Genomic DNA, 24,529 nt, shown 5'->3' with positions numbered 1-24,529 from the left:
TATTTATGATTTTTATTTTTTGCATTGATTTGAGGGCAGCGGATAATATTACGGATCTTGATAGAATTTCTCGAAATTTAAAGAAAAAAGAAGAAGAGTTGCTTAAAAAAGAAGCTGCACTTAAAAAGAGGGAAGAAGAATTGAGATTATTGGAAAGTATTTTGAATGAGAAAGAGAAAGAGATCGATGCAAAATTAACTAAATTAATAAAGCTTTATGATGAGATAAAGAAAATACAGGATGAGGATTTGGATAGATTGGCGAAATATTATGCTTCAACAAATCCAAAATCAGCTGCTAAGATTATTTCAAAGATGGAGTTGAAAAAAGCTGTACAGCTTTTTAAAAGGATGAGTCCGATGGCTGCAGGTGGCATATTGAGTCAGCTTGGGAAAATTGATCCTGAAAAGGCATCTAAAATTAGTGAAGCGATGACACCTAAAAATGTTGATTTTGGAGAAATAAAATGAAATCTTCAGTTATGATGCCTCATATTGTTAAATTTTTATCAAATTTTTATTCCGATGATTTTAGTGAGATTGAGAGCTATTCATTGGAAAATAAAATTCCTGCTGCCCACAAATGTGTAGCAGAATTTTTGAGGTTTATGGTTAATCTCAAAAAACCAAAAAAAATACTGGAGATTGGAGCTGGCGTAGGTTTTTCCACTGCTTACTTATCTTCAACGGGTGCTAAAGTTACGGCAATTGATTATAATAAAGAAAGGGTTGAGAAAGCAAAGCAGTTTTTGAAAGATTTTGACAATGTGGAGTTTGTTTTTGATGACGCAAAAAGATTTCTTAAAGAGTGCAATGAAAAATTTGATTTTGTCTTTGTGGATTCAGTAAAAAGGGATTATTTGGAAATGTTTTATTTACTTGAGCCGCATTTAGAGAATGGAAGCTTTGTTATTTTTGATGATGTTTTAATGTATGGACTTATGGCTGATGAAGCAGCTGAAGTGCCTGAAAAATATAAGAAATCCACTGAATTATTAAGTGAATTCTTAAAAGAAATGTACGATAGATTTAATAATAATGTTTATTTACTTCCAATTGGAAACGGGGTATTATTGTTAAATTATGAGTGTTGAGTTATTAAGTCCTGCAGGAAACTTCCAAAAACTTAAATCAGCTATCGATTTTGGAGCCGATGCCGTCTATTTGTCCGGCAAAAGCTTTGGCCTTAGAGCTCAAGCAGGTAATTTTTCTCTGGAAGAGATGGATGAAGCTTTTAAATACCTTCATTCTAAAGGTAAAAAAGGGTATGTAACTGTCAATATTTATGCAAGAAACTATGATTTTAAGGATTTAAAAAATTATCTTCATGAATTAAAAGAAATCAATCCTGATGGTATCATTATAAGTGATCTGGGAATTTTTAAACTTATCAGAGATGAAAAGATAGATATTCCTGTTCATATCAGTACTCAGGCAAATACCACTAATTATTATGCCATAAATATGTGGAAAGAGCTTGGTGCAAAAAGGGTGGTGCTTGCAAGAGAACTTTCCAGAGATGAGATAAGAGAAGTATGTGAAAACACGGATATGGAGATAGAAGTTTTTGTTCATGGGGCCATGTGTATTTCCCATTCTGGACGGTGTGTTTTGAGTAATTATATGACGAAAAGAGATGCTAATCGTGGGGAATGTACCCATCCATGTCGTTGGAATTATTACCTTATGGAAGAGACGAGACCCGGAGAGTACTTTCCTATCTTTGAGGATGAAAGAGGTACATATATTTACAATTCAAAAGATTTATGTTTGTTGAGATATATTGGTGATCTGATTGATATGGGGGTCAAAAGCTTTAAAATCGAAGGCAGAATGAAAAGTATCATGTATGTATCTGTGGTGACAGGAGTTTATAGAAAAGTGATTGATGACTTGAGTGCCGGCAGAACACCTGATTATGAGTATCTACAAAATTTACTCAATTCTGTAAGTAATAGGGAATATACAACCGGTTTTTATACCGGTTTTGCTGATGAGACATCTATGAATTATAAAACATCAAGTTATGTGAGAAATACCGATTTTCTAGGTGTCGTAAAGGAAAGTGATGGGGGCAAAGTGATTTTTGAATGTAAAGGGAAGATCAACAGTGGGGAAACTCTGCATATTCTTGATAAGAACCTAGTTGAACAGGAAATAATTTTTGATAAAATATTAGATTTGAATGGTGAGAGAGTTGAATTTACAAAACCTAACAGAGATTATATTTTGGATTGTGGGATAAATTTTCAGAAAGGTTCTTTAATTAGAAGATACAAGGTATAGATAAATTTGGGATTACTTCGTCCGCCCTGCGGCCGATTTGCAATGACGTAATTGTTTGTCATTGCAAATGTTAGCGAAGCGATCTAATTTATTGGATAGTAATATAGGTTTAGAAATCAAAACTATAACATTGAAATATAAAAATTAAGGTTTGGTTGTGAAAAATGGATGAGAAGTTGTTGCAAGAATATCGAAAACTTGTGGATGAAATTAATTATCATGATTACAGATATTATGTGTTGAATGACCCTGTAATTTCTGATTATGAGTATGACCTGCTTTATAAAAAGTTGAAAGAGATTGAAGAGAAATATCCTGAAATTATTGCACCTGATTCCCCCTTACAGCGTGTTGGTTATGCTCCGGTGGATAGTATAAAAAGTGTAGCTCATGAAATCAAAATGTTTTCACTGGACAATACTTATAATGAAGGTGAACTGAGAGATTTTATAAATAGAATTTATAAAAATATTGATAAGGATGTAACCTTTGTGGTGGAGCCGAAAATAGATGGAGCAGCAATCTCCCTTGTTTATGAAAATGGTGTTTTGAAGGCGGGTGTTACGAGGGGGGATGGTGTTGTAGGAGAAGATGTTACACATAATATAAAAACAATTAAAACAATTCCTTTGAGAATCAATTACAATGAAAAACTAGTGGTACGTGGTGAAGTATTTTTACCTAGAAGTGAATTTGAGAAGATCAATGATGAGAGGCTGAAGCAGGGGTTGGAGCCTTTTGCAAATCCCAGGAATGCTGCTGCGGGAACTCTTAAGTTGCTGGATTCGAGAATAGCTGCAATGAGAGGGCTTGATATATATATTTATGCCCTTGATATTGGTAGAAAGCACAATAACCATTATGAAGATTTGCTTTATCTGAAAGAGATAGGGTTTAAGGTAAATGAGCACATCAAAAAAGTAAAAAGCTTCGATGAGATAATGGAACATATCGAGTATCTTGGAAAGCTGAGGGATAGTCTTGATTATGAGATTGATGGTGCTGTTATTAAAGTAAATGAATATGAAATTCAAAGGGAGCTTGGGGAGACAATAAAATATCCAAGATGGGCTGTGGCATATAAATACCCTGCTGAGATGAAGACTACACGGTTGAAGGATGTGGTCTTTCAAGTAGGTAGAACGGGTATAATAACACCAGTGGCAATACTTGAGCCTGTTAAAATTTCTGGTTCTACGGTTTCAAGGGCTACTCTTCATAATGAAGATGAGATAAAGCGTCTTGATGTGAAAATTAATGATACAGTTTTTGTGGAAAAAAGTGGTGAAATAATCCCAAAAATTATAAAAGTGGTGAAAGAGAAGAGAACTGGGCAAGAAAGAGATATAATTTTCCCAAAAAATTGTCCTGTATGTGGAGGAGTTGTATTTAAAGAAAATGCCTACTATCTTTGTCTTAACCCTGACTGCCCTGCAAAATTGAAAGCCTCCATTATTCATTTTGCATCAAGGGATGCGATGGATATTAAAGGGCTTGGAGAAAAGGTTGTAAATAAATTTGTGGAGTTAGGATTTTTAAAGTCCATTGGGGATATTTATACTCTTGATTATGAGAAGATTGCTACACTTGAAGGGTTTGGTAAAAAATCTGCTGAAAATTTGAGAAAGGGTGTAGAGGAAAGTAAAAAAAGACCTTTTGATAGAGTATTATATGCCCTTGGTATTAGACATGTAGGGATAAAAACTGCAAGAATTTTGGCTGAACATTTTAAAAGTATTGATAATTTAATGAGTGCTGAGATAGAGGACCTAATAGCTATTGATGAAATTGGGAATGTTATAGCAAAATCTGTATATTATACGCTTAGGGATGAGAAATCTCTAAATTTAATCAATAGATTGAAAAATTACGGCTTGAAATTTAGTCTTGATGAAACAAAGGAAAAAAGTAAAACTTTAGCGGGTAAAAAGTTTGTCATTACCGGGACATTGAGCAAGCCTAGAGGGGATTTTGTTAAGTTGATAGAAGAGTTAGGTGGAGAAGTTTCAAGCTCTGTGTCGAAAAAAACGGATTTTCTTCTTGTGGGTGAAAATCCAGGGAGTAAGCTTGATAAAGCAAAAAGTCTTGGTGTAAAGATTATAAATGAAGATGAGTTTAAAAAGTTAGTTGGTGAGTAGTATGAAAAATATCGATGTTTTTATAGGAAAGAGCAATGATAATGTGAAAAGGATTTTTATTATTTCTGATGGTACGGGGCAAAGTGCAATAAACTTGATGAGGGCTTGTCTGATTCAGTTTGAAGAACATAATATAAGATTTACTATTTATCCTAAAATAAATACAACTGAGCAGATAGACAAGGTTTTGAAAAGCGCTAGAGAACACAAAGGGTTTGTAGCTTTTACTCTTGTAAAAAAAGAGTTAAGAAAATATATGCATGAGCTTTGTCATGAGTATGATATAATGCATTTTGATATACTTGGACCTCCAGTAGAGAAACTTTCAAAGTTTTTGAATGCAAAACCTCTTGAGAATCCAAACCTTTTAAGACGAGTGGATGATAAATATTTTAAGAGAATTGAGGCAATCGAATTTACTATTAATCATGATGATGGCAAAAATTTAAAAGGCTTAAATGAGGCTGATATAGTTATTTTGGGACTTTCAAGAGTTTCAAAGACTCCCACATCATTTTACTTGGCTCAGCTTGGTTATAAGGTGGTAAATATACCCATTGTGCCAGAGATACCTTTGCCAAAAGAGCTTTTTAAAATTGATCAGAGAAAAATTGTGTGTCTTGTGATGGATCCTGAAGTTTTACAGAAAGTACGTCAAGAAAGGATGAAACATTATAGAGGAAATAATAACTATACAGATTTAAGAAGAATTTTTGAAGAATTGGAATTTGTGTATGATCTGGTGAAGAAGAATAGACAGTGGCATATTGTGGATACTACAAATAAATCTGTAGAAGAAACTGCCAGAGAAATCATAAGCAGTATTTACGGAAGAGAACAGGAATTCTTTTAGATATATTCATTATAAGACTTCTAAAGGTGTTTTTGATTAATTGGCACTGTAAAAGTGTCAACTAATTATTTAAAGGTATATAAATAAATCCCCAGGTTTGTGCTTGATTTTATAAAAAATCTGGGGGAAATGGTTATAATAAGGCGTGTAGCGTCTAATGAGATTGCTTTTCCTTCCAAATACGATCTATTATTTCTGACAATTTTTGTGGCAGTAGATATTAAATTGTTTTGCTGTGTACCTTGAAATAAAATTTGAAATTGTCAAATTTTATTTGTTTGATAGTATATGATTTAGTAAGCAATAAAGTTCATGGAAGGTGCTCAGGAGGTAGAGGATGAAGCCCTATGTGTTTGTTCGAAGGGAATTTTCCAATGATATTGAATAAATTGGTTGTTAAAACTTGGATTTTAAGGCACAGTTTTTTTGTTTTTCTATTTTTATTTTTTACATTTTTTGATGCCTATGGATTGAAAATTGTATCTTTGTCTCCAAGCATTACCGAAATTATTTTTGCTCTTGGTGCCGGCGATATGCTTGTGGGCAATACAACATTTTGCAATTACCCTGAAGAAGCAAAATACGTTACGAAAATTGGGAGCTATATAAATCCCAGTATTGAAAAGATATTAATCTTAAAACCTGATATAGTTCTGGGAATGAAGGAGGGGATGGATAAAACAATTAAGATTAAGTTAGATGAATTGAATATAAAAAGTAAATTTTACTCTGCAAATAATGTAAATGATATTAAATACATTATTCGAGATATTGCAAAACTTACAGGCAAAAGCCCTGATAAGCTAATTGAAAAGATAGATAAATATTATGGCAAGAGTTTTAACGACATCAAAAATAATGGGATTTTTTTGGTGAGTGTATCCCCTTTTATAGCTGCCGGCAAAAAAACGTTTATAGATGAGATATTAAGATGTGCCGGAATTAAAAATCTTGTTGATAATTTTGTTGGATATTCACAAATAAACGGAGAATATTTGTTAGAAAAGCAACCTGAAATTATAATACTGTCTATGATGAATAAAAGGCAAAACAATTTAATGAAAGAGGTAATAAAAAGGTTTTCTTTAAATTCGAAATTGTTTATTGTAGATCCTGACCTTTACAATAGGCCTTCCTATCGGATAGTGGATGCATGCATAGATTTGAGGGAAAAATTAAAAGATTTAAATTAACTTTTTTTGCTTTGATTTTTATTTTTATAACTTTGATTATTATTTTAATTTCGCTAAAATATGGTGGAAATTTACTGAAGATAAAAGAGATTTTTCAAGAAGAGAATAAACTCTTAATTTTTCATCTTCGACTTCCAAGAATTTTGGCTGATTTTATGGTGGGAGCAGGTTTATCGGTGGTGGGATTTAGTTTTCAAACAATCGTAAGAAATCCTCTCGCTGATCCTTATCTATTTGGGATATCAGGTGCTGCAGCTTTTGGATATATTTTTGGAGTTATATTTTTTGGTAATTTTATTGTTGGTTCATATTTGTTGAGCATTATAATTTCAATTACTACCGTTATCTTTGTGCTTTATCTCGGTACTAAAAAACATGAAATCGGTATTTCAAGTCTTATTCTTACAGGTGTAGCGGTTAGCTTTTTTTTTAGTGCTGTAATTGCCGTAATGAGTGTATTTTTGAGTGATAGGTTTGTAAAAAATATCTTACTCTGGTATATGGGGAATACCGGTGGACTTACTTTAAATGAATCTGTTTTTTCTTTATTTATAATTGTTTTGTTATCATTTTTTATGTTTTTGGATATGGATAAGTTAAATATCTGCAGAATAGGGGAATCTTTTGCACAAACTACAGGAGTTGATGTGAGAAATTTGATTTATCGCCAGTACATTTTGGGTTCTATGATAACCGTTGCTGTTGTTTCAAAATGCGGTGCCATCGGATTTGTGGGGCTTGTTATGCCTCATATTGTCAGACTTATTATGAAAACGGACTACAAGATGCAATATTTGATGACATTTTTTATAGGTGGCAATATGTTGATTGTTTTAGATACAGTGATTAAAACCATCTTTTATCCGGTGGAGATACCAGTGGGAGTTATTACTGCCTTGCTGGGAAGTCCTTTTTTAATAATACTTTTAAGGAAGCATAGAAGTGATATCAATTGATGGATTATCTTTTTCGTATGATAAAGAGTTTGGTTTAGAAATTCCTAATATGATTATTGAAGATAATTATTTACATGTATTAATTGGCCCAAATGGAAGTGGTAAAAGTACTTTTGCAAAAATTTTAACCGGCATGATAAGAAACTATTCAGGTAAAGTTGCTATTGATGGAACCGATATAACAAAACTCAAGTATGATACTTTAAGTAAAAAAATTACTTACATGAATAAGAGATTATTGAGGGACTATAATATTTCTGTATATGAATTTGTCTCTTTTGGGAGATTTCCACATAAAAAAACTGTTTTTTTCGAATTGAATAGTGAGGACAAAGATAAAATTTTTCATGCATTGGAGAATGTAGATTTAAATAATAAATGGGATAAAATGTTGTATGAGCTTTCCGATGGGGAGATTCAGCGGGCATATCTGGCAAAGGTTTTGTGCCAAGAGACAAAATATGCAATATTGGATGAGCCCACATCTAATCTTGATTTGAAGCATATAAAAGATTTTTTGGATTTACTTGTTGAGTTGAAAAAAAAGATAACTTTTATAGTGATTTTGCATAATATAAATGAAGCATTAACTGTTTTTGATAAATTGATAGCTTTTAATGATGGTAAAATCGATTTTATCTGGAATGGAATAGAAGATTTTAATTTACAAAAGTTGAAAAATTTATATAACATTCCTTTGAAAAGTTTCTCAAATAACGAAAAGTATATTGTATATTTTTAAGTCGATGCTTCTGGTGTAGGGGAAGTCCGGTGAAAATCCGGCGCTGTCCCGCAACTGTGAGCCTGACGAAAGCCCATTAAGCCACTGTCCGCGCGGTCGGATGGGAAGGCGGGTGAGTAGGATGAAGGCGAGCCAGGAGACCCAGCCAGAAGTTCTCGGCACTAACCTTACGAGGATAAGGAGGTGCGTGATGTGCAGACTGAATAGTTCATAAATAATCTATTTTTTTATCTTCTTACTTTCTTAAAACAAAAAATAGGCAGCGTATTATTGAAAGTACATTTTCGACAAATTTAAATAGGAGGAGTATACAATGAAAAAACTATGTTATACATTGTTTTTGGTTATTTTTTTATTTGTAAATGGTTATTCTGCTTCAGATGTTGTTTTAGTTACAGCTGAGAGAGTTAAAGGAGAAAAAAGCGCTTTTACACAAAATATTATTACGCTTGATGAAGAAGAGATTAAAAGCTATGGAACCGAATATGTCGCAGATTTACTTAAACAGCTTAATATAGGACATATCCATAATTATCCTGGTTTAAGCACTTCCGTTGCCATCAGAGGCTTTCGCAGTGATACTCATGGGATTGATTTGAGAGGGCATATCCTTATTCTTGTTGATGGAAGAAGAGCGGGAACAGGTAATTTAGCTAAACTGTTAACTAAAAATGTGGAAAGAATTGAGATTATAAGAGGACCGGCAGGTATTCAGTATGGATCAGCTGCTATGGGTGGTGTAATTAATATTATAACCAAAAGAGGTAGTAAAAATAAAAATATTTTCATAGAGCAAGGAATAGGTAGCTTTGGTTATTTAGAGTCGACATTGGGTGGAAGTGGGAAACTTGGTGTACTAGATTATTCTTTTTCAGGGACAGAAGTTAAAAGAGACAATTATGCAACAACACATGGCGAATACGAAAATACAGACTACGGAGTTAATAATATTAGTATAAACTTTGGTTATAATCTTAAAAGACATCGATTTGGTGTCATTTATAAAATATATAATGGTTATGACATTGGATTAACTAGTCAATACAATTTTACTTCTAATTATAAAGATGATGAAGCTGAAAAGATGTTAAAATCAATAGATTTAGATTATGAAGGTGTTTATGAATTAGGACAGTTAAAACTTAAATATTATAAGGGAGTGGATGAGAATATCTATTATGATAAATTGAAAAATGATTATTGGGGTTCTCCTGAAAAAAGTAAGTATAAGACTAACTTCGAAGGTGCTCAGTGTACTTTTAGTATGGAGAATAATATATTAAAAATTGTTACAGGTGTTGATTATAATAAATATGAAAATGAAAATAGAAATTCTGACAGTGTAGCTCCTTATTCACCGGATAGTCTATATAAAAATTATGGTTTATTTTTAATTCCAAAATTCTTTTTTATAAATAATAGATTAGTGATTGTTGGTGGAATAAGGTATGATAAGTTTAAATTGAAAATAAATGATACTCCTTTAAGGGATGATGTGACTGAAAGTAGCGAAGACTTTTCAAATGTTATTTACAGTGCAGGGGTAGCTTATAATAAAAATAAACATTTTAAGTTTAGAGTTAATTATGGAGAAGCTTACATAATACCACAAGCTGATCAGATGAATGCTGATTATTCTGTTTGGGGAACTCCTTATAAGGGTAATCCTGATCTTAATCCGGAAAAAAGTAGGACATATGAAGCTGGTTTTGATTACAACAATAAAGGGCTAAGTTTTTCGTATACCCATTTTTATACAAAATATAAAGATAAAATAGTGGTAGAGTATACAGGAGCTTATAAGACTTGGATAAATAAAGGTAAGGCTACTTTCCGTGGTAGTGAGATAAATTTTAAATGGGATATTGGAGAACTATTAGAATGGCCTTTTATATTGGAACCTTATTTTAATGTAACATATTTTGATAAATTTCGGGATGAAGATAATGATGAGAAATTGCTTTATGTATCAAGATTGCAGGCAAATTATGGATTATATTTTTCTCATTATGATCTTGGTACTTCAATTAGGCTAAATTTTGCATATACAGGTGAACAAGATATAGAATATTATGATCCCGCTACTTTGTTTTCAGAAAGAATGAAATTAGGTAGTTTTACTGTAGCAACATTGAATGTTGAGCAGAAAATTTATGAGAATAAATTTTATGGGAAACTGTTGGGTACTGCAGTAGTTGATAATCTATTTAATGAAAATTATGAATATGTTAAAGGTTACCCAATGCCAGAAAGAAATTATAAAGTTACTTTAAAATATATTTATGAGTTTTAGGTTTAGGGGAGCATTGCTCCCTTTTTTACTCGTATCTATTTTTGTGCATTTAGTTTTATTTAGTTTTTTTAAGTATGAAAATGATTTCAAACGATTAAATAACAATTATATTTCTCTGTCGTTCGTAACAATAAAAAAAACACAATGTGTTATACAATTCAAAAAAAGAATCGATAAAAATAGCACAAAAAAAAGTAATGAGTTTAATAATAACCTAAACCGCAATTTGAAGATAAAAAAAGAAAAAAATATTAGGAATAGAACTAAAATATCTACAAAACAGCATGAACATTTTACTGAAAATATAAAAAAGAAAAGTGATAACGGTTTAATAGTTAATAAAAATACTATTTTAGAAAAAAAGGTTACAAAAGTAATAGATTTAAAACAAAAAATTGTAAAAAAAGATTCAGATGAGAACGATATTAACGTAAAAAACGGTGTTGAAAGAAAAGTAAAGGGAATAAAACAAATTAAAAGGATTGCCCAGTTTGAGTATGTCAAAACTATAGACCCAAAAATTATTTCAATTTATAGAGAAAGGGTTATTCGTTTGATTTCGGATAAAATCGAATATCCTTATATTGCCAGGAAAAGGGGGTATGAAGGATATTTCTTATTTCAGTTATCAATTGATAGGGATGGAAACTTGGTATCATATGAAGTTCTCAAGAAAGATGGAAAAGAAATTTTGAAGAAAGCTGCAATAAAAACACTTAAGGCAGTAAGATATCCGTCACATGAATATGATAAAATTGAAATTAAAGTTCCTGTTTTGTTTAAATTAGTTGATTGAAGATTTTGAGAAAGTTATTTTTATTTAGTGAATAGGCTTCAAATTCATTGATTTTTGTGTAGATGCAGGAAAGCATCATTCTGTTATAAGGGATTCCACCATAAAGTTTATCTCCCAAAATAGGGTGGCCAAGATAAGAGAGATATGCTCTAATCTGATGTCTTTTGGCTTTTTCAAGAGTTATTTCTACGAGACTAAAACCGTTATTAAAATTTAATGGTCTTATAATCGTTTCATTTTTATCATCTTCTTCTAACACTTTTACTTTTTTACGTTTTTTATAATCGATTTTTTTGCTCAATTTTACTTCTTTTTGGAAATTTCCTTCCACAACTGCATAATATTTTTTTTGCATTATTTCAATAATATAATCTTTTTTTATTGCTCCAATTACTCCATCTGTTTCAAAGTCAAGTCTTGAAATAAGGGTGTACTCTGGAAATTCTTTGTTTACTATATCAGAAATTGTTAGGTCATCTTCAATTCTCAAACGTTCTGTGTGCATGAAAGGTGGTTTATACAAAAAAAGAATATCATCGTATTTTTTTATTAAAAAATCATTGATATTATAGTCAAATGTTTTTTGGTTTACATTGAGTACAATTTTTGAGTTGTTTGAAATTTCGAAGTCTTTCTTGATAATTTTTTGATCAACAAAGACAAGTCCTTCTTTAATATATTTTTTTGCAAGTCTTTTGGAGATTTTGTATTTGTCTACCAAATATTCAGAAATTTTCATAGCAACTTATAAATAATGTAAAAAATGATTGGTGTAAAGATAGCAGTTGCAATTCCATTTAGGCAGATGGCAAGAGAGCTTGATGCTCCTTCCAATTCACCTTCTTCAAAGGCTCTGGCTGTGCCGATACCATGGGAGGCACTTCCGATAGCAAGTCCGATAGCTATTTTATTTTTAATTCCTGTAAGTTTTAGAAATGCGGGTCCGATGACTGCTCCAAGAACGCCTGTAGCAATTACAATGGCTGCAGTAAGAGAAGGGATTCCACCTATTTTTTCAGAGATTCCCATTGCTATTGGAGTTGTGACAGATTTTGGAGCTATGGAAGCCACTACAGTTTTAGATGCGCCAAGCAGCTTTGCAGTCAAAGCAGCCGATAAAATACCAACTATACTACCAATTGTAATGGAAATAAGAATAGGGATACCTCTTTTTTTGATTTCTTCAAACTGTAAATATAGTGGGACTCCAAGTGCTACCACAGATGGGCCAAGAAAAAAACTGATTATTTTTGCTCCTTTAAAATAGGTATGATAATCAAGGTTTATTGTTTTTAAAATAACTATTAACGAAGTGATTGAGACAAGCACTGGATTAAAAAGGATGAAGCGATATTTGGTATAAAGTTTGGTTGCAAGATAAAATACCATAAATGTTATCATTACGGCAAAAACAGGTGTTTCAATTAGACTTTTCATTTTTTTTATCCAACGCTTGTTGTATTTTTCCCACTACAAATAGTACGGCTAAAGTGCTAAAAAAGTATGACACAATTATAGGTATGAGCTCCTTTTTTATGAGATCAAAATAAATCATAATACCAACACCAGGTGGGATAAAAAGAAATGCCATATTTTTTACAAGGATATCTGCCGCAGGTTTTACATTTTTTAATTTTATTATTTCAAATTTCAAAGCCCCTGTTAATAAAATCATACCTATAACATTTCCAGGGATAGGAATTTTAAAAAGGTTTGAGATAGTATCACCAATGAAAAGAAATAGAAAAATAATTGTAAGGCCCTGAATCATAACCTATTTTAGCATAAGTATTCAAAATTTCAAATATTTTGATTTGAAGTAAAATTATGTTATAATCAATCCATGAGTGAAAAGCCTTATTATCTTGGACACCGTAAGAGATTGAAAGAGAGATTTAAGGCGCATCCAGAATCTTTACAAGATTATGAAATAATTGAGCTTATTTTGGGTTATGTTATAAGAGGAAAGGATGTAAAACCTTTAGCCAAAAAGATTCTGGATGAAGTAAAGGGAGTTGCTAATATTTTCAATGTTAATGAAGATATTGAAGGGGTGGGTGGTGAGACAGTATTGATGTTCAGATTATTGCAGGAGTTTTATAGAAGGGTGGAAAGTGCAAAGGTTTTAGAAGAGAAAGTCTTTGATAATCCCGAGAAAGTGTTCAAGTATTTGAAGTATCAGATAGGCTTTGAAAATGTGGAAAAGATCGCTGTGCTTTATCTTGACTCAAAAAATGGACTGATTTCCTGCAAAATAGAAAGTGCAGGGACTGTTAATGAATCTTACATTCCGCCAAGAGAAATAGTAAAGAAAGCTTTGCTGGAAAATGCTGTATCTGTAATTCTTGCCCATAATCACCCCTCTGGCAATCTTACACCGTCAAATGGGGATAAAGTGTTTACAGAAACAGTGGAAAGTGCTTTATCAACTGTTGGTATAAGGTTATTAGATCATATAATTGTTTATAAAAATGGATATCTATCTTTTAAAAAGGAGGGAATTTTATGAAAAAACTACTGATAGGTTTGTTTATGTTATTTACTGTAAACTTTGGTTTTGCATCAACGGTAGAAATTTATAGAGATATAACGATTTATAATACAAAACTGTCGGATGGTTTTGTAGGGTTTAATAAAGACATAAAAGTTTTATGCGATGGAGAAGAGCATTATATTTATCCAAAAGGTGAAGTGGAAAATAGTTGCTATCTTTGTAACATTTTTAAAAAGGTAAAATCATTGGATGAACAGATTATTTATCTAAACTATAAAGAAAACATATTAGATAATGTGGCCAAAAATTTTAATATTAAAGATGATAACAGTTTTGTGTTAATGGATAAGATTTCAAAAGAATTTACAAGGATTAAGATAAATAAAGAGAGATTAGAGCAAGAAATTGATAAATTAAATACAGATTTTCAATTGGGGGCAAAAAGTAAACTTCCATATTTTACTGATACAACTAGTTGCAAAGATTTGGTTTTAAAGTTTTCTGGTATCTCCTTTAATATAGAAAATGAACTTGAAGTGGGGCAGGTTGCTGGCAATAAGGCTAAGGTAATAGTTTTTAAAAAGATTAATCTTCAAAATAAAAGTGGTGTCGATATTAGGGCGGAGATAGCAAATCTCTATTTCAAGAATAGTGGTGGTTATCAAAAAGGTTTTACTTTTGAACCTCTTGTGATCAGACAGAGGGAAATGCCAAAAATGCTTTTTAAGGCTGCTCCCGCTACGGAGAAAATGGATATGGCAAAACCTGCAAAAGCAAAAGAGAAGGGGAACAGAGTGTATACTCTGAATGATTTATTTTTACCATCCAATGGATTGAGGAAGATGTACATTGTTAACAGTGCAGTAAAAATAGCCGATTTCAACCTTATGACATATCCTTATTTGAGTAATGAGGTTTATAAGGAGATAACTTTTGATGTCCCTTTTGATATAGAGAATAACAGGTGGAGAGTAAAAATAGATGGTGAGGTGTTTACAAATGTTTACGGTAAGCTTGAGGATGGTAGGTACAGAGTTGTTGCCGGAAAATTGTATGATATTAAAGTAGAAAGAAAAAGAAATATTGATTATCAAGAAAGATCAGGATTTTTTGGCAATAAAAAGAAGATTACAGATGGATATAAGATAGTATTAACAAATGTTGGGAGTAAAAGTTATAATGTAATTGTGGTGGATAGGGTGCCTGTTTCTGCTGATGAGAAAATTGAAGTCAAAGATGTTAAAGTTGATAATCCATCATGCAGCGTAGGTGAAAAAGGGAAACTTACTTGTAGTGTAGAAATCTTACCAAATGATACTGTGGAAATAAATGTGAGCTATACTATATTGTATGATAAGGATATAGAGATTACTTACTGAGGAGTTGAATGAAAATTTTTTTAACAGGTGGTACGGGTTTTGTTGGAACAGAAATTTTAAAAACGCTGCTGAAATACGGTTATGAACCCATTGTTCTTGTAAGAGATCCTGTCAGATTGAAAGTGAAGGATGACAGGATTCAAATTGTAGTGGGTGATGCTTTAAAACCTGAAAGCTACTCTGATGCTTTAAAAGATGTTGATACAGTTATTCATCTTGTAGGGATAATAAGGGAATTTCCATCAAAGGGAGTTACCTTTGAAAAAATGCATTATGAAGCAACGAAGTTATTGGTTGATGAAACTGTAAAGGCTAATGTAAAGCGTTTTATCCACATGTCTGCAAATGGTGCGAGAGAAGATGGTGTTACTACTTATCACAAGACAAAATTTAGAGCTGAAGAATATGTGAGAAATTCAGGCTTAACTTATACAATATTTAAACCTTCTATAATTTATGGACCTGATGATTCTTTTATAAATATGTTAAATGATTTCATGAAAAAAATGCCTGTTTTTTCTTATTTTGGTGACGGTTCATATCCTATGCAGCCGGTGAGTGTCTATGAAGTAGCAGAGATATTTGTTAAATCGATAGAAAATGAAAAGACTTTTAACAAAACATTTACTGTATGCGGGAATAAGATATTAAGCTATAAGGAGATTTTAAAGCTCATAATGGAAATTACGGGTAGAAAGAGAGTTTTAATTCCAGTGCCTGAGTTTATAATTGATTTTGCAATAAAACTTTTTGGCAAATTTTCCTGGTTTCCTATTGCAAGAGATCAGTTTGAAATGCTCAGAGAGGGCAATACATGTGAGAATAATGAAATTTTTCAAATAATGGGTATTATTCAGAAGGATATCGAAAAGACTTTATCCGATTATTTAAAATAATTGGCGTCCACTGAAAAAGTCCTTTCAAAAAGAACTCAGAGGGGTTATTTCCCAATCTTATTAATATCAAAAGAAATTCTTCAGTAGAAATTACCTATAAAGCATGTCGGATAGAGCGGATTTGCGGGTGGTTTTCTTCATTAGACTGTTAAAAAGTAAGTCTTTATTGCCTATGATAATAATCTTTTTTCTGGCTCTTGTGATGGCAGTATAAATGAGTTCCCTATTCAAAAGATCTGATTCTTTTTGACCTATGAAAAAATAAACTTTATCAAACTCTGAACCCTGACTTTTGTGCACAGTCATGGCAAAGGCAAGATCGTAGGCAGGTAAAAGGGATGGGTGCAGATATTTATAATTTTCATCACCTGTTCTTAAAAAGGCTATATACTCTTTATTATCTTTTTTCATACAAATACCTATATCTCCATTGAATAGTTCGTTCTGGTAGTCATTTACGGTTATGATAACTTGCCTGCCTGTATACCATGTTTGGGATGTAAGAAATTTTTTTCTGAGTTTTTTATCTATAATTTCATTTAATTTTTCGCTTCCAAAGGGTGTGATTCTGTATGGTGTCAATATTTTTACAGCAGTTAATGTGGATAAGAGATCATCCTTGAGATTGTTGTAATAATCATCGACAATCTCATCAAAAAGTGTATTTGACGGTTTTTCGATTAAGATGAGATCGTCAAAAGAAATCTTTTTACTTATTATATTTTCAATAAGAGTAAAGTTGTTATTTTTTATAGCATTGGATAGGAGACCGATACCGCTATCTTCTTTAAATCTATAATTTTTTGTAAATTCTATAGTGCAATCGATAAGCGGATTATCAATATTTACAAGGTTTTCATCAGGAATATATAGTTTTTTACCATATTCTTTGGAAAAAGAATTTATAGTATTTATTTGAGGGTAAATTTCAGGAAAACTACAGATTTCTCCCATAATTGCTCCGGCCTCCACTGATGAGAGCTGGTCTTTATCTCCCAATAAAATCAATTTTGCATCATCTTTTATTGATATTAAAAGCTGGTGCATCAGTTCAAGATTTACCATTGATACTTCATCCACGATTATTACATCGTAGGGCAGTTTATTTTTATCGTTGTAATAAAAGCGAGTGAGGGTGTAGTTTGCACCAAGTAGTTTGTGGATGGTTACAGGTGGATTGATTTTTTCAGATATTTCATCATCTTTTAGTGATTCCTGAAGTCTTGAGACAGCCTTTCCTGTAGGAGCTGAGAGAATAATATTTAATTTTTCATTTTCCATTAAAAGATTTTTAATAATTTTTTTTACTGTGGTGGTTTTCCCTGTACCCGGGCCACCAGAGATGACAAGAAGCTGATTAATTTTTGCCATCTGTATGGCCACATCTTGCCAATTTTTTCCCGGGGATTGCTTTGTGTTTGAATTATTAAAAAAAGTTTTAATTGATGCTAATTGTTTTAATTTATTTGCTACATTTTTTTCATAGCTATATATTCTTTTAAAAAAAAGCCTATTTTTTTCGTCAAGATGACAAAGAGAATTTGCGTTGCCTATCAAACCTGATTTTGCAAGCTCATCAACTATTTTTTGTTTATCTGGCAACTTTAAATCGAGAGATGATTCATAAAATAGTATTTCGGCTAAATCTTTTTTTTCAATTTCATCAATTAAGAGACAACTATCCCCATTGCGAAGTTTATAGTTTACTAACAATGCTATTAAAGCTGTAATATTAGAAGAATACAGTTTGTAAATCCATTTATAAATTTCATAATCGGCAAAGGTTATAATGTTTTCATCAATTAATTTTTCTAGAAAATTATCATTCAATTGCATCTAATTCTTCCTCGCTAAAACGGTATCTAAATATTCCAAGATTTTTGCTGGGGTCAAAACCTCTTGTAAATATGTAAAAAACTTCACCTAGCTTAAAATTTTTGTTATTTAATTGTTTTAGATACTTATAGAGAGCAAGTTGATAGAGAAGAATTTGCAGATAATAATGATTTTTAGCAATTTCATCTTTTATATTTTCCAAAGAATAATCAGATAGATTATCCCCTAAATAGTTGGTTTTCCAGTCAATGATATAAAATTTACCATTATATTCAAATACAAGGTCTATAAATCCTCTAAGATAGTGCTTGAAATCAAATTTACCGTTTATTAGGGTCTTAATTTGCTCTGCAAAATCCTTTTCACCTTTTGACAAGAATAAATTATGCACAGATGATAGAAAATCGTTCAGATTTTTAATTGGGATATAAAACTCGAATTCGTTTATTTTGTTTATTGTACTCAGGTTTTTTAAATAAAATTGTTTTCCGTCAATGATTATCGGTTTATTTAAAAGGCTTTTAACCATATTAAAAGTATAGTTATATGCATTGTTGTCAAATCCATAATTTCGAATAAATTCTTCTATTACAGACTTTAATTCTTTATCAGAAATATCATAAGGTATTGTTTCAAGGATTTGATGTATCATATTACCTGTTTTAGCACCTGGAGGTAATTCGGTTTTTGACTTTATATCAAGCTCATTGAAAAGCACCTCTTCAAGATATTCATCATCAAAGAGATCAGTCAGTTCATCAGATTTACCGTGCGTAATGGCTGAATAACTTGATAGCTGATAATCCCTTTTTATTTCACCTTGAAACTCATTAAATTTTAAATCCAAACTTTCTTGATAGATAGTTTGAAAAGCTATCTCTTTACTTTCATCCTGGATAACTTTTATTATCGCAGTATCTTGTAACAAATTGGTAAGGTTTGAAATTTTTGTTTCAAAATTTAGTTTTTCCCCGATAGCAGCACCATAAAGAAATGTGTCTAAATATTTATAACCTTTTGTCTTGTAGTCAAATAGATAACATCTCCCTTTAGCCCTTGTTAATGACACATAAAAAAGCCTTGCTTTTTCTGCTATGTCTTCTTCTAAGCCGGCAAAGGTTGACGCTAATGATTTAGACGTTATTACATGTTGTCCTTTTGTGGCATCAAATTCGGTAAAGAAAAAGTCTTCGTATTTTTCGCTGTAAGAATAGTTGAAAAAGAGTAAAAATACCACAGGGTATTCAAGGCCTTTACTTTTATGGATGGTTGTGATTTTTACAGCATTCTGATCCGATTCAAGCCTCAATTCGTAATCTTCACTTTCTTTTACACTGCCGGTCATTCGTGCAGAAAGCCATTTTTTGATATTTTCTATGGTGAGATTTTCGTATCTGGATGCGTTTTGAAGTAGTTCCAAAATGTGCATATAGTTTGTAAAAATTCTTTCGCCGCCTGTTTCTTTTAAAATGTTGATTTTTGTCTTCTCTTCTTTAAAGAGATGCAGGAAAAGAGGGATAATCCCTTTTTTTGTTAGCAGTTTTGAATATTCGCTAAATTTTTCTTTGTAATGTGAGATTGTCTCTTCAGAAAGTTCGTTGATTTTTTTATTAAAAATCTTTGTGAGAAGAGCCGTTTGAACTTTTACATTGCTTGAATAGTTTTCAAGAGCATCGAATAATAAGTATAGCTCTTTTGCTTCGTCTGTTTCAAATACTGATTTTGTAGAATTTAGTACAGTCTTAATGCCATATTTGCTGAAATGTGCTCTGATATCTTCCGCATCCATATTGCTTGGGACGATTATGGCAATGTCCGAAGGTGTTATCTTTCTTACGGTTTCACAGCCATTTACAATCTCTTTTATTTGAGCGTTTTTCAGCAGGTAGTTAATTTCCGAAATAACATCATCCAGAATGCCAGATTTATTTGTAACATCTTTCAAATAGATACAAAGATCTTTTGTCTTATCGCCCGTTACAATATGTAGTTTTTGAAGGGATGGAACATTGATTTTTTCATAAGAGATTTTTGAATCTTGAAAAAAATTATTTTGAGAAAAAATTTTATTAAAGTTGTCTATTAAGTTTTTAGTGGAACGGTAACAGGTGGTAAGTCTGAATCTGTTTTTCTTTTCTACTTTATCTGTTGCGTAAAAATATGCATTTAAATCAGCGCCTCTAAATCTGTAAATGGATTGCTTGGGATCACCTATAAAAAAGGCGGTTTTGTCTTCAAATATTTTTTCAAATATGAAAACCTGCAAGAAATCTGTATCCTGAAACTCATCTATTAAAAGAGCCTGAAGTTCACCATATTTTTTAGGATTGAAAGTATGGTTTTTTATTGCAAGGTAAACATTTCTTATCATATCAGTGAATGTGAGCAGATTTTTTTTCACCTTTTGGATGTTGAGTTGCTTTTCTAATTCTTCAAGAGAGTTGAAGATATTGTTTTCTATGTGTTGCTCGATTTTGCTGCATAAAAGCTGATATTTTTCGGCAAAATCTGGATAAGCTTCCATTATTTTATTACTTACTTTGAAATTTCCAAAATCGTTGATAAGAGTGTTTTCTTGAGCAAAAAATTCATCTTTGTATTTTGCCGGTTTATTATAGTTGTTTTTTAATTGATAAAAAAAGTCGATAACTTCAGAGTGTAGATCTTTAATTTCATCAATAATGACATCTTTTGGAGGGATAATAATAGAATTAATGGAGAAAAAGTAGCTGTTAATGAGATTAATCAATTTTTGGTCTGTATATTTTTTTAAGAAATAAGAGATAATTATGAAATCTTCCTTATAGAGCCATTGTCTGTAAAGGTGATATAAGGTATCGATGAGAAAATCTTTGTCATCTGATGAGAAATCCTGTTCAAAGGTGGCGTTTGTGTCAATAGGATTTTCAGATAAAACTCGTTTGCAAAACTTGTGAATTGTGTAAATGGAAGCTTCGTCGAAAAGAAGCATGGCTTCTTTTAATCTTAACAGTGATTCATTTCTTGGGATTGATTCTAGGTACTGTTTAAGGCTGCTATCTGTGAGTTCAGTTTCATTAATTTCACCCATGAGAAATTTATATGATGTAATTATGATTTTTCTGATTCGCTCTTTTAGCTCTTCGGCAGCATCTATTGTGAAAGTTACGGCTAAAATATTTGCAGGATTTAATTTCTTTTCGATTAATAACCTGAGATAGATGGCAGCTATACTGTATGTTTTGTCTGTGCCAGCTGAAGCTTCTATTAAGTTTTTTCCATTAAAATCAAATTTCGCCGTAAAAGGATTAAAGTTCATTTATTGCCTCATTTACTGAAAAAAGTTCTCTATTTATCTCGAAAAGTTTATCTATGTATTCATCAGAAAAAGTAAAATGTTCGAGATAAAATTTTAGATATCTGTTTTCTTCACCAGTGACAAAGCTTTTCACTTTTTTGGATAAATGTTCTTTAAAATTGGTAATATCTATTTTTTTATTTTTAAGCAATTTTTTATCAAAGTATAGTGGGATTTTCAGGCCTATTTCATAAATTTCCAAAATCTTTTTCAGATAATTATTATCCGTGGTAAATGTGATTTTTTTTGTTTCATTGAGATTGATAAAATAGCTTTCGTTGAAATTTCCCATTAATGTGTAAATAAGAATCTGAGGAAGTAGAAAATCTCTTTTATCAAGCCCTTGCTTGCCGAAATCAATCATAATAAACGAGTTAGAATATACATATTCTATTTTTCCTTCAATGAGGTAGCTGTTAATTTCTTTTTGGATATTTAAAGAGTTAAGGGTGTATAACTCAATGTCTTTATGGACTTTTTTTAATGCTTTTTTAATGATTTCCACTTCACTAGTTATTAGGTTAGTAAAAAGTTTTCCTATATTAGCGTGAGGTAGCAATCCGGTGTAAGGGATTGTATCAACGTGAAGTTTTTCATTTATTAAAGAGTTTCTCAATTTATACTGCTGAAGGTTGTCCAATGATAAATCTTCCCTGGTTTGTAATTCGTTTAGCTTTATTTCAAGATATACTCCGTTTTCTTTGAAGAAGGTTTTGAGGGGATCTTTTATAAAATCAATCAATTTTTTCAATGGTAGCTGTTTTGGCAATTCCTTTTGTATTAGAGGGGAATCGTCCAGTAAAATGATATTTGATGCTTCATTGATATCCAGCAAAGATTTTGCGGCTTCAAAATCTTCAGGATTGTAGTTTACAAGCTCATCCCTATTCTCTGAAAAGTAAAGAGGGCTGAATGAGTGTAAAGGGTGTTCAATGGGGTTGAGAGAGAGGAAATCCAATAGCTCTGAAACAACAATACTCGGATTTATCTGCTTATTTTTTTTCATATCTTTTCCAATAAAGCTGATGTATAGGTATTCTTTTGCTGAGAGGATTGACTCTAAAAAGAGGAGTCTGTCATTCAGTTTGCTTGATCTGTCACCTCTTTTTGGTTTCAGCTCCATTTCATTGAAAAGAAGTTTACTTGTTTTTCTTGGAAAGTTTTCGTCATTCATCCCTATAAGACATATTACTTTGAAAGGGATACTTCTAAGTGGTACGAGTTCGCAAAATGTGATGCCTCCCCTCATAAAATTTAAGCTGTTTTTAGATTTTGTTGTAATGTTTTTTATCAGTTCTAAAAAGGCAGGAAAATATATTTCTATTGTTTCATCATTAAACTGCTCCAATTCTTTTAAAAAACTTAAAAAAGATGCTGTTTCCGTATATTTTTTGGCAATAAAAGTATTAATGATATCTATTAATAGGTTTTTAAAATATTTTAAGTCCCGTTTATCTTTTAAGAGGTTTATAAAATGTGTTATTTTGTCGATAATATATAAAAACTTCCCAGCCGTTTCACCATTTGATACAGTTTGCTCTGTGTAGGGTAGCGAGTCGAATATAATTTTGTTTTCATTAGTGAGATAGCCAAGCAGAATTCTTTTGACATTATATTCGAAGGTGTTGAAGATGTCAGTATGAGGATAAGAAGATTTTACAAAATTTTCTGTAAGCCCCCATCTGATATTAAGCTCGTTGATCCATTCTCTGATAATCTCCTGTTCTGTTTGGTTGATTTGAAACTTTTCCTTTATTGCGTCATATTCTAAAAGAGAAACAAACTCCTTTACCGTTAAATCTTTTTTCAGACAATCAAGTATGGAGAAAAGGGCTTTAATCCCGTTATCCTGTTTAAGAATTCTGCTGTCTGAAATATTATATGGAATATTTTTATTTTCAAAAACACCTTCAATATAAGGTGCATATTCGTCAATATCAGGACACATTACAACAATATCTTCAAGACATATATCTGGATTGTCTTGAATAATTTTTAAAATATAATTGTAAATTCCTTCTATTTCTCTGAATCTGCTGTGAAATGAATGAATCTGTATGGTTTCATCATTTAGTTGAAAAGGTGCTGGATCATTGTTTAAGATTTTTTGTTTTAAAGTATTTAATGCTGTTTCATTGTTGAAATCGTTATAATTTTCTATTTCATGCGGTGTAGGATCGGTATCGTAAAGAATTGAGAAAAAGTCTTGTACAAGTTTTCCATTGTTTATTAGCAATGGGTTTGATCTGGTGAAATAAAATTCATCTTCGCTGAAGAAAGCTTTTTTGAAAAAGCGTATTTTTGCTTTTTCGCTTAAATCGTCAAACCAATATTCCTGTGAAGGATTGATGCTGTATAGGTTTATGGTTTTGTATGTTGAGAGTTTTTTTATAAAATTGATGTAAATAGGTGGGAGTATGGATATGGCAAAAAGATTTATTGTATCTGGGATTTCTTCTAATTTATTGTGGGCAAAATTGCCTAGTAAAAATTCTTCAATAGCTTTTGCTACACATTTATAACCGTTATTTATGATTTTGCTGAAAAGATCTTGTTGCCAAGAAGTACTGATTTTTTCTGGATAGAGTATATATTCTGGTCTGTAGGTGAGATACTGATCAAAAATATCAGCCATACGGATGGCAAATTGTCCGAGTTTTTTCCCGTCATCATCACTAAGATAACTCTCTAATTCTTTATAGCGATGATGTTGTAAAATCTTGATAATTTCCAGTGTGAGATTTTTTTTATCAAAATAATTTATGTCCTCGTCCGTGAGCAAATTTAGTTGTTTTAAAGTATTGAGTATGAAATTTCTCGGAAAAAGAAATTCAAAGTTGCAACAAATTCCGAATTTTTCAGCAATGTTCAGAGAGATCCATTTTACCATCCCATCGGTTTGTACTACAATTGTTTGTTTTTCAGTGAGTGGATTTTTTATTTGATGACTTTTGATGTTATTTAACAGCTCTTGAAGCATAATTTCCAGATCATTTGAAAGGTACAGTTTAAAATAAGAATTACTCATGAGAAGTATTTTAACATTATTATTAACATTTTCAATATAATAAAAGCTGACATCATCCAACTTTTTAGTTATGGGTCGTAAAGGTTTTAGGGGGTGTAAAGATTATAAAGATAATAAGGGGTGTAGGAGTTGTACTTGCATTTTATTTCCTTAACCTTAACCTCAACCTATTTCAAACCTTGAACTTTTTCTATCTCTTCATCTCACCTACGACCTTTATTACCCATACTACCCTTACAACTTTTATTACCCTTACGACCTAATTAAACAGTGTTATTTATTGACAATTAATTTTAACTTGTA

At 31.5% G+C, this 24,529-nt stretch carries 19 protein-coding genes and 1 riboswitch; of the genes, 13 read left to right on the top strand and 6 right to left on the bottom strand.

Going from position 1 to position 24,529, the window contains the following annotated elements; translation table 11 throughout:
* The first annotated feature begins 5 nt into the window (after nucleotides 1-5).
* The 10 genes from FHQ18_RS10775 to FHQ18_RS10730 all read left to right on the top strand — a co-directional run bounded on the left by FHQ18_RS10775 (nucleotide 6) and on the right by FHQ18_RS10730 (nucleotide 11,256).
* On the top strand, nucleotides 6-470 hold the full coding sequence (locus FHQ18_RS10775) for a MotE family protein (protein ID WP_149267184.1): 465 nt from the start codon (nucleotides 6-8) through the stop codon (nucleotides 468-470).
* On the top strand, nucleotides 467-1,093 hold the full coding sequence (locus FHQ18_RS10770) for an O-methyltransferase (RefSeq protein ID WP_149267183.1): 627 nt from the start codon (nucleotides 467-469) through the stop codon (nucleotides 1,091-1,093). Before FHQ18_RS10775 ends, FHQ18_RS10770 begins: the two co-directional genes overlap by 4 nt.
* Complete coding sequence (locus FHQ18_RS10765) at nucleotides 1,083-2,285, top strand: peptidase U32 family protein (protein ID WP_149267182.1); 1,203 nt, start codon at nucleotides 1,083-1,085, stop codon at nucleotides 2,283-2,285. Before FHQ18_RS10770 ends, FHQ18_RS10765 begins: the two co-directional genes overlap by 11 nt.
* Nucleotides 2,286-2,449: 164 nt before the next feature.
* Nucleotides 2,450-4,423 (top strand): NAD-dependent DNA ligase LigA, encoded by a 1,974-nt coding sequence (gene ligA, locus FHQ18_RS10760; RefSeq protein ID WP_149267181.1) that lies wholly within the window; start codon nucleotides 2,450-2,452, stop codon nucleotides 4,421-4,423.
* A 1-nt stretch (nucleotide 4,424) separates the two neighbouring features.
* Entirely contained in the window at nucleotides 4,425-5,276 is an 852-nt protein-coding gene (locus FHQ18_RS10755; RefSeq protein WP_149267180.1) for a pyruvate, water dikinase regulatory protein, read from the top strand.
* Between the two features lie 347 nt (nucleotides 5,277-5,623).
* Nucleotides 5,624-6,469, top strand: coding sequence for a helical backbone metal receptor (locus FHQ18_RS10750; protein ID WP_149267179.1), 846 nt, complete (start codon nucleotides 5,624-5,626; stop codon nucleotides 6,467-6,469).
* A complete protein-coding gene (locus tag FHQ18_RS10745; RefSeq protein ID WP_149267178.1) occupies nucleotides 6,430-7,425 on the top strand; it encodes a FecCD family ABC transporter permease in 996 nt (331 codons plus the stop codon). The genes FHQ18_RS10750 and FHQ18_RS10745 overlap by 40 nt, the downstream gene beginning before the upstream one ends.
* On the top strand, nucleotides 7,412-8,167 hold the full coding sequence (locus tag FHQ18_RS10740) for an ABC transporter ATP-binding protein (protein WP_149267177.1): 756 nt from the start codon (nucleotides 7,412-7,414) through the stop codon (nucleotides 8,165-8,167). Before FHQ18_RS10745 ends, FHQ18_RS10740 begins: the two co-directional genes overlap by 14 nt.
* Nucleotides 8,162-8,331, top strand: a riboswitch (cobalamin riboswitch). Its footprint overlaps the gene before it by 6 nt.
* Nucleotides 8,332-8,480: 149 nt before the next feature.
* Nucleotides 8,481-10,460 carry a TonB-dependent receptor plug domain-containing protein gene (locus FHQ18_RS10735; RefSeq protein WP_149267176.1) on the top strand — a complete coding sequence of 660 codons (1,980 nt, stop codon included), beginning with the start codon at nucleotides 8,481-8,483 and terminating at the stop codon, nucleotides 10,458-10,460.
* Between the two features lie 226 nt (nucleotides 10,461-10,686).
* The gene (locus tag FHQ18_RS10730) at nucleotides 10,687-11,256 is read left to right on the top strand and encodes an energy transducer TonB (protein ID WP_188020398.1); all 570 of its coding nucleotides are present in this window, start codon (nucleotides 10,687-10,689) and stop codon (nucleotides 11,254-11,256) included.
* On the opposite strand, the gene FHQ18_RS10725 is transcribed toward FHQ18_RS10730, so the two are convergent.
* Genes FHQ18_RS10725 through FHQ18_RS10715 form a run of 3 tightly spaced genes read right to left on the bottom strand, consistent with a single transcriptional unit; the run spans nucleotide 11,240 to nucleotide 13,027 of the window.
* Nucleotides 11,240-11,995: a pseudouridine synthase family protein gene (locus FHQ18_RS10725; RefSeq protein WP_149267174.1), complete on the bottom strand. Its 756-nt coding sequence runs from the start codon at nucleotides 11,993-11,995 to the stop codon at nucleotides 11,240-11,242. The two genes, FHQ18_RS10730 and FHQ18_RS10725, sit on opposite strands and share 17 nt — an antisense overlap.
* Complete coding sequence (locus FHQ18_RS10720; protein WP_149267173.1) at nucleotides 11,992-12,693, bottom strand: CidB/LrgB family autolysis modulator; 702 nt, start codon at nucleotides 12,691-12,693, stop codon at nucleotides 11,992-11,994. Before FHQ18_RS10720 ends, FHQ18_RS10725 begins: the two co-directional genes overlap by 4 nt.
* Nucleotides 12,677-13,027 (bottom strand): CidA/LrgA family protein, encoded by a 351-nt coding sequence (locus FHQ18_RS10715; protein ID WP_149267172.1) that lies wholly within the window; start codon nucleotides 13,025-13,027, stop codon nucleotides 12,677-12,679. Before FHQ18_RS10715 ends, FHQ18_RS10720 begins: the two co-directional genes overlap by 17 nt.
* 72 nt (nucleotides 13,028-13,099) lie before the next feature.
* Between FHQ18_RS10715 and radC the strand changes: the two genes are divergently transcribed.
* The 3 genes from radC to FHQ18_RS10700 are packed head-to-tail and all read left to right on the top strand — an operon-like array spanning nucleotide 13,100 to nucleotide 16,025.
* Nucleotides 13,100-13,765 carry a RadC family protein gene (radC, locus tag FHQ18_RS10710; RefSeq protein ID WP_149267171.1) on the top strand — a complete coding sequence of 222 codons (666 nt, stop codon included), beginning with the start codon at nucleotides 13,100-13,102 and terminating at the stop codon, nucleotides 13,763-13,765.
* A complete protein-coding gene (locus FHQ18_RS10705; protein ID WP_149267170.1) occupies nucleotides 13,762-15,129 on the top strand; it encodes a DUF4139 domain-containing protein in 1,368 nt (455 codons plus the stop codon). Before radC ends, FHQ18_RS10705 begins: the two co-directional genes overlap by 4 nt.
* 8 nt (nucleotides 15,130-15,137) lie before the next feature.
* Complete coding sequence (locus tag FHQ18_RS10700) at nucleotides 15,138-16,025, top strand: complex I NDUFA9 subunit family protein (protein WP_149267169.1); 888 nt, start codon at nucleotides 15,138-15,140, stop codon at nucleotides 16,023-16,025.
* A gap of 90 nt (nucleotides 16,026-16,115) precedes the next feature.
* Here the strand turns inward: FHQ18_RS10700 and recD are convergent, their stop codons facing one another.
* Genes recD through FHQ18_RS10685 form a run of 3 tightly spaced genes read right to left on the bottom strand, consistent with a single transcriptional unit; the run spans nucleotide 16,116 to nucleotide 24,226 of the window.
* The gene (gene recD / locus FHQ18_RS10695) at nucleotides 16,116-17,861 is read right to left on the bottom strand and encodes an exodeoxyribonuclease V subunit alpha (RefSeq protein WP_149267168.1); all 1,746 of its coding nucleotides are present in this window, start codon (nucleotides 17,859-17,861) and stop codon (nucleotides 16,116-16,118) included.
* Nucleotides 17,848-21,159 (bottom strand): UvrD-helicase domain-containing protein, encoded by a 3,312-nt coding sequence (locus FHQ18_RS10690; protein ID WP_149267167.1) that lies wholly within the window; start codon nucleotides 21,157-21,159, stop codon nucleotides 17,848-17,850. Before FHQ18_RS10690 ends, recD begins: the two co-directional genes overlap by 14 nt.
* Nucleotides 21,149-24,226: an exodeoxyribonuclease V subunit gamma gene (locus tag FHQ18_RS10685; RefSeq protein WP_149267166.1), complete on the bottom strand. Its 3,078-nt coding sequence runs from the start codon at nucleotides 24,224-24,226 to the stop codon at nucleotides 21,149-21,151. Before FHQ18_RS10685 ends, FHQ18_RS10690 begins: the two co-directional genes overlap by 11 nt.
* Nucleotides 24,227-24,529 lie beyond the last annotated feature (303 nt).

This window comes from Deferribacter autotrophicus (genome assembly GCF_008362905.1).
Lineage (GTDB): Bacteria > Chrysiogenota > Deferribacteres > Deferribacterales > Deferribacteraceae > Deferribacter > Deferribacter autotrophicus.
This window is presented reverse-complemented; position numbering and strand designations above follow the sequence as displayed.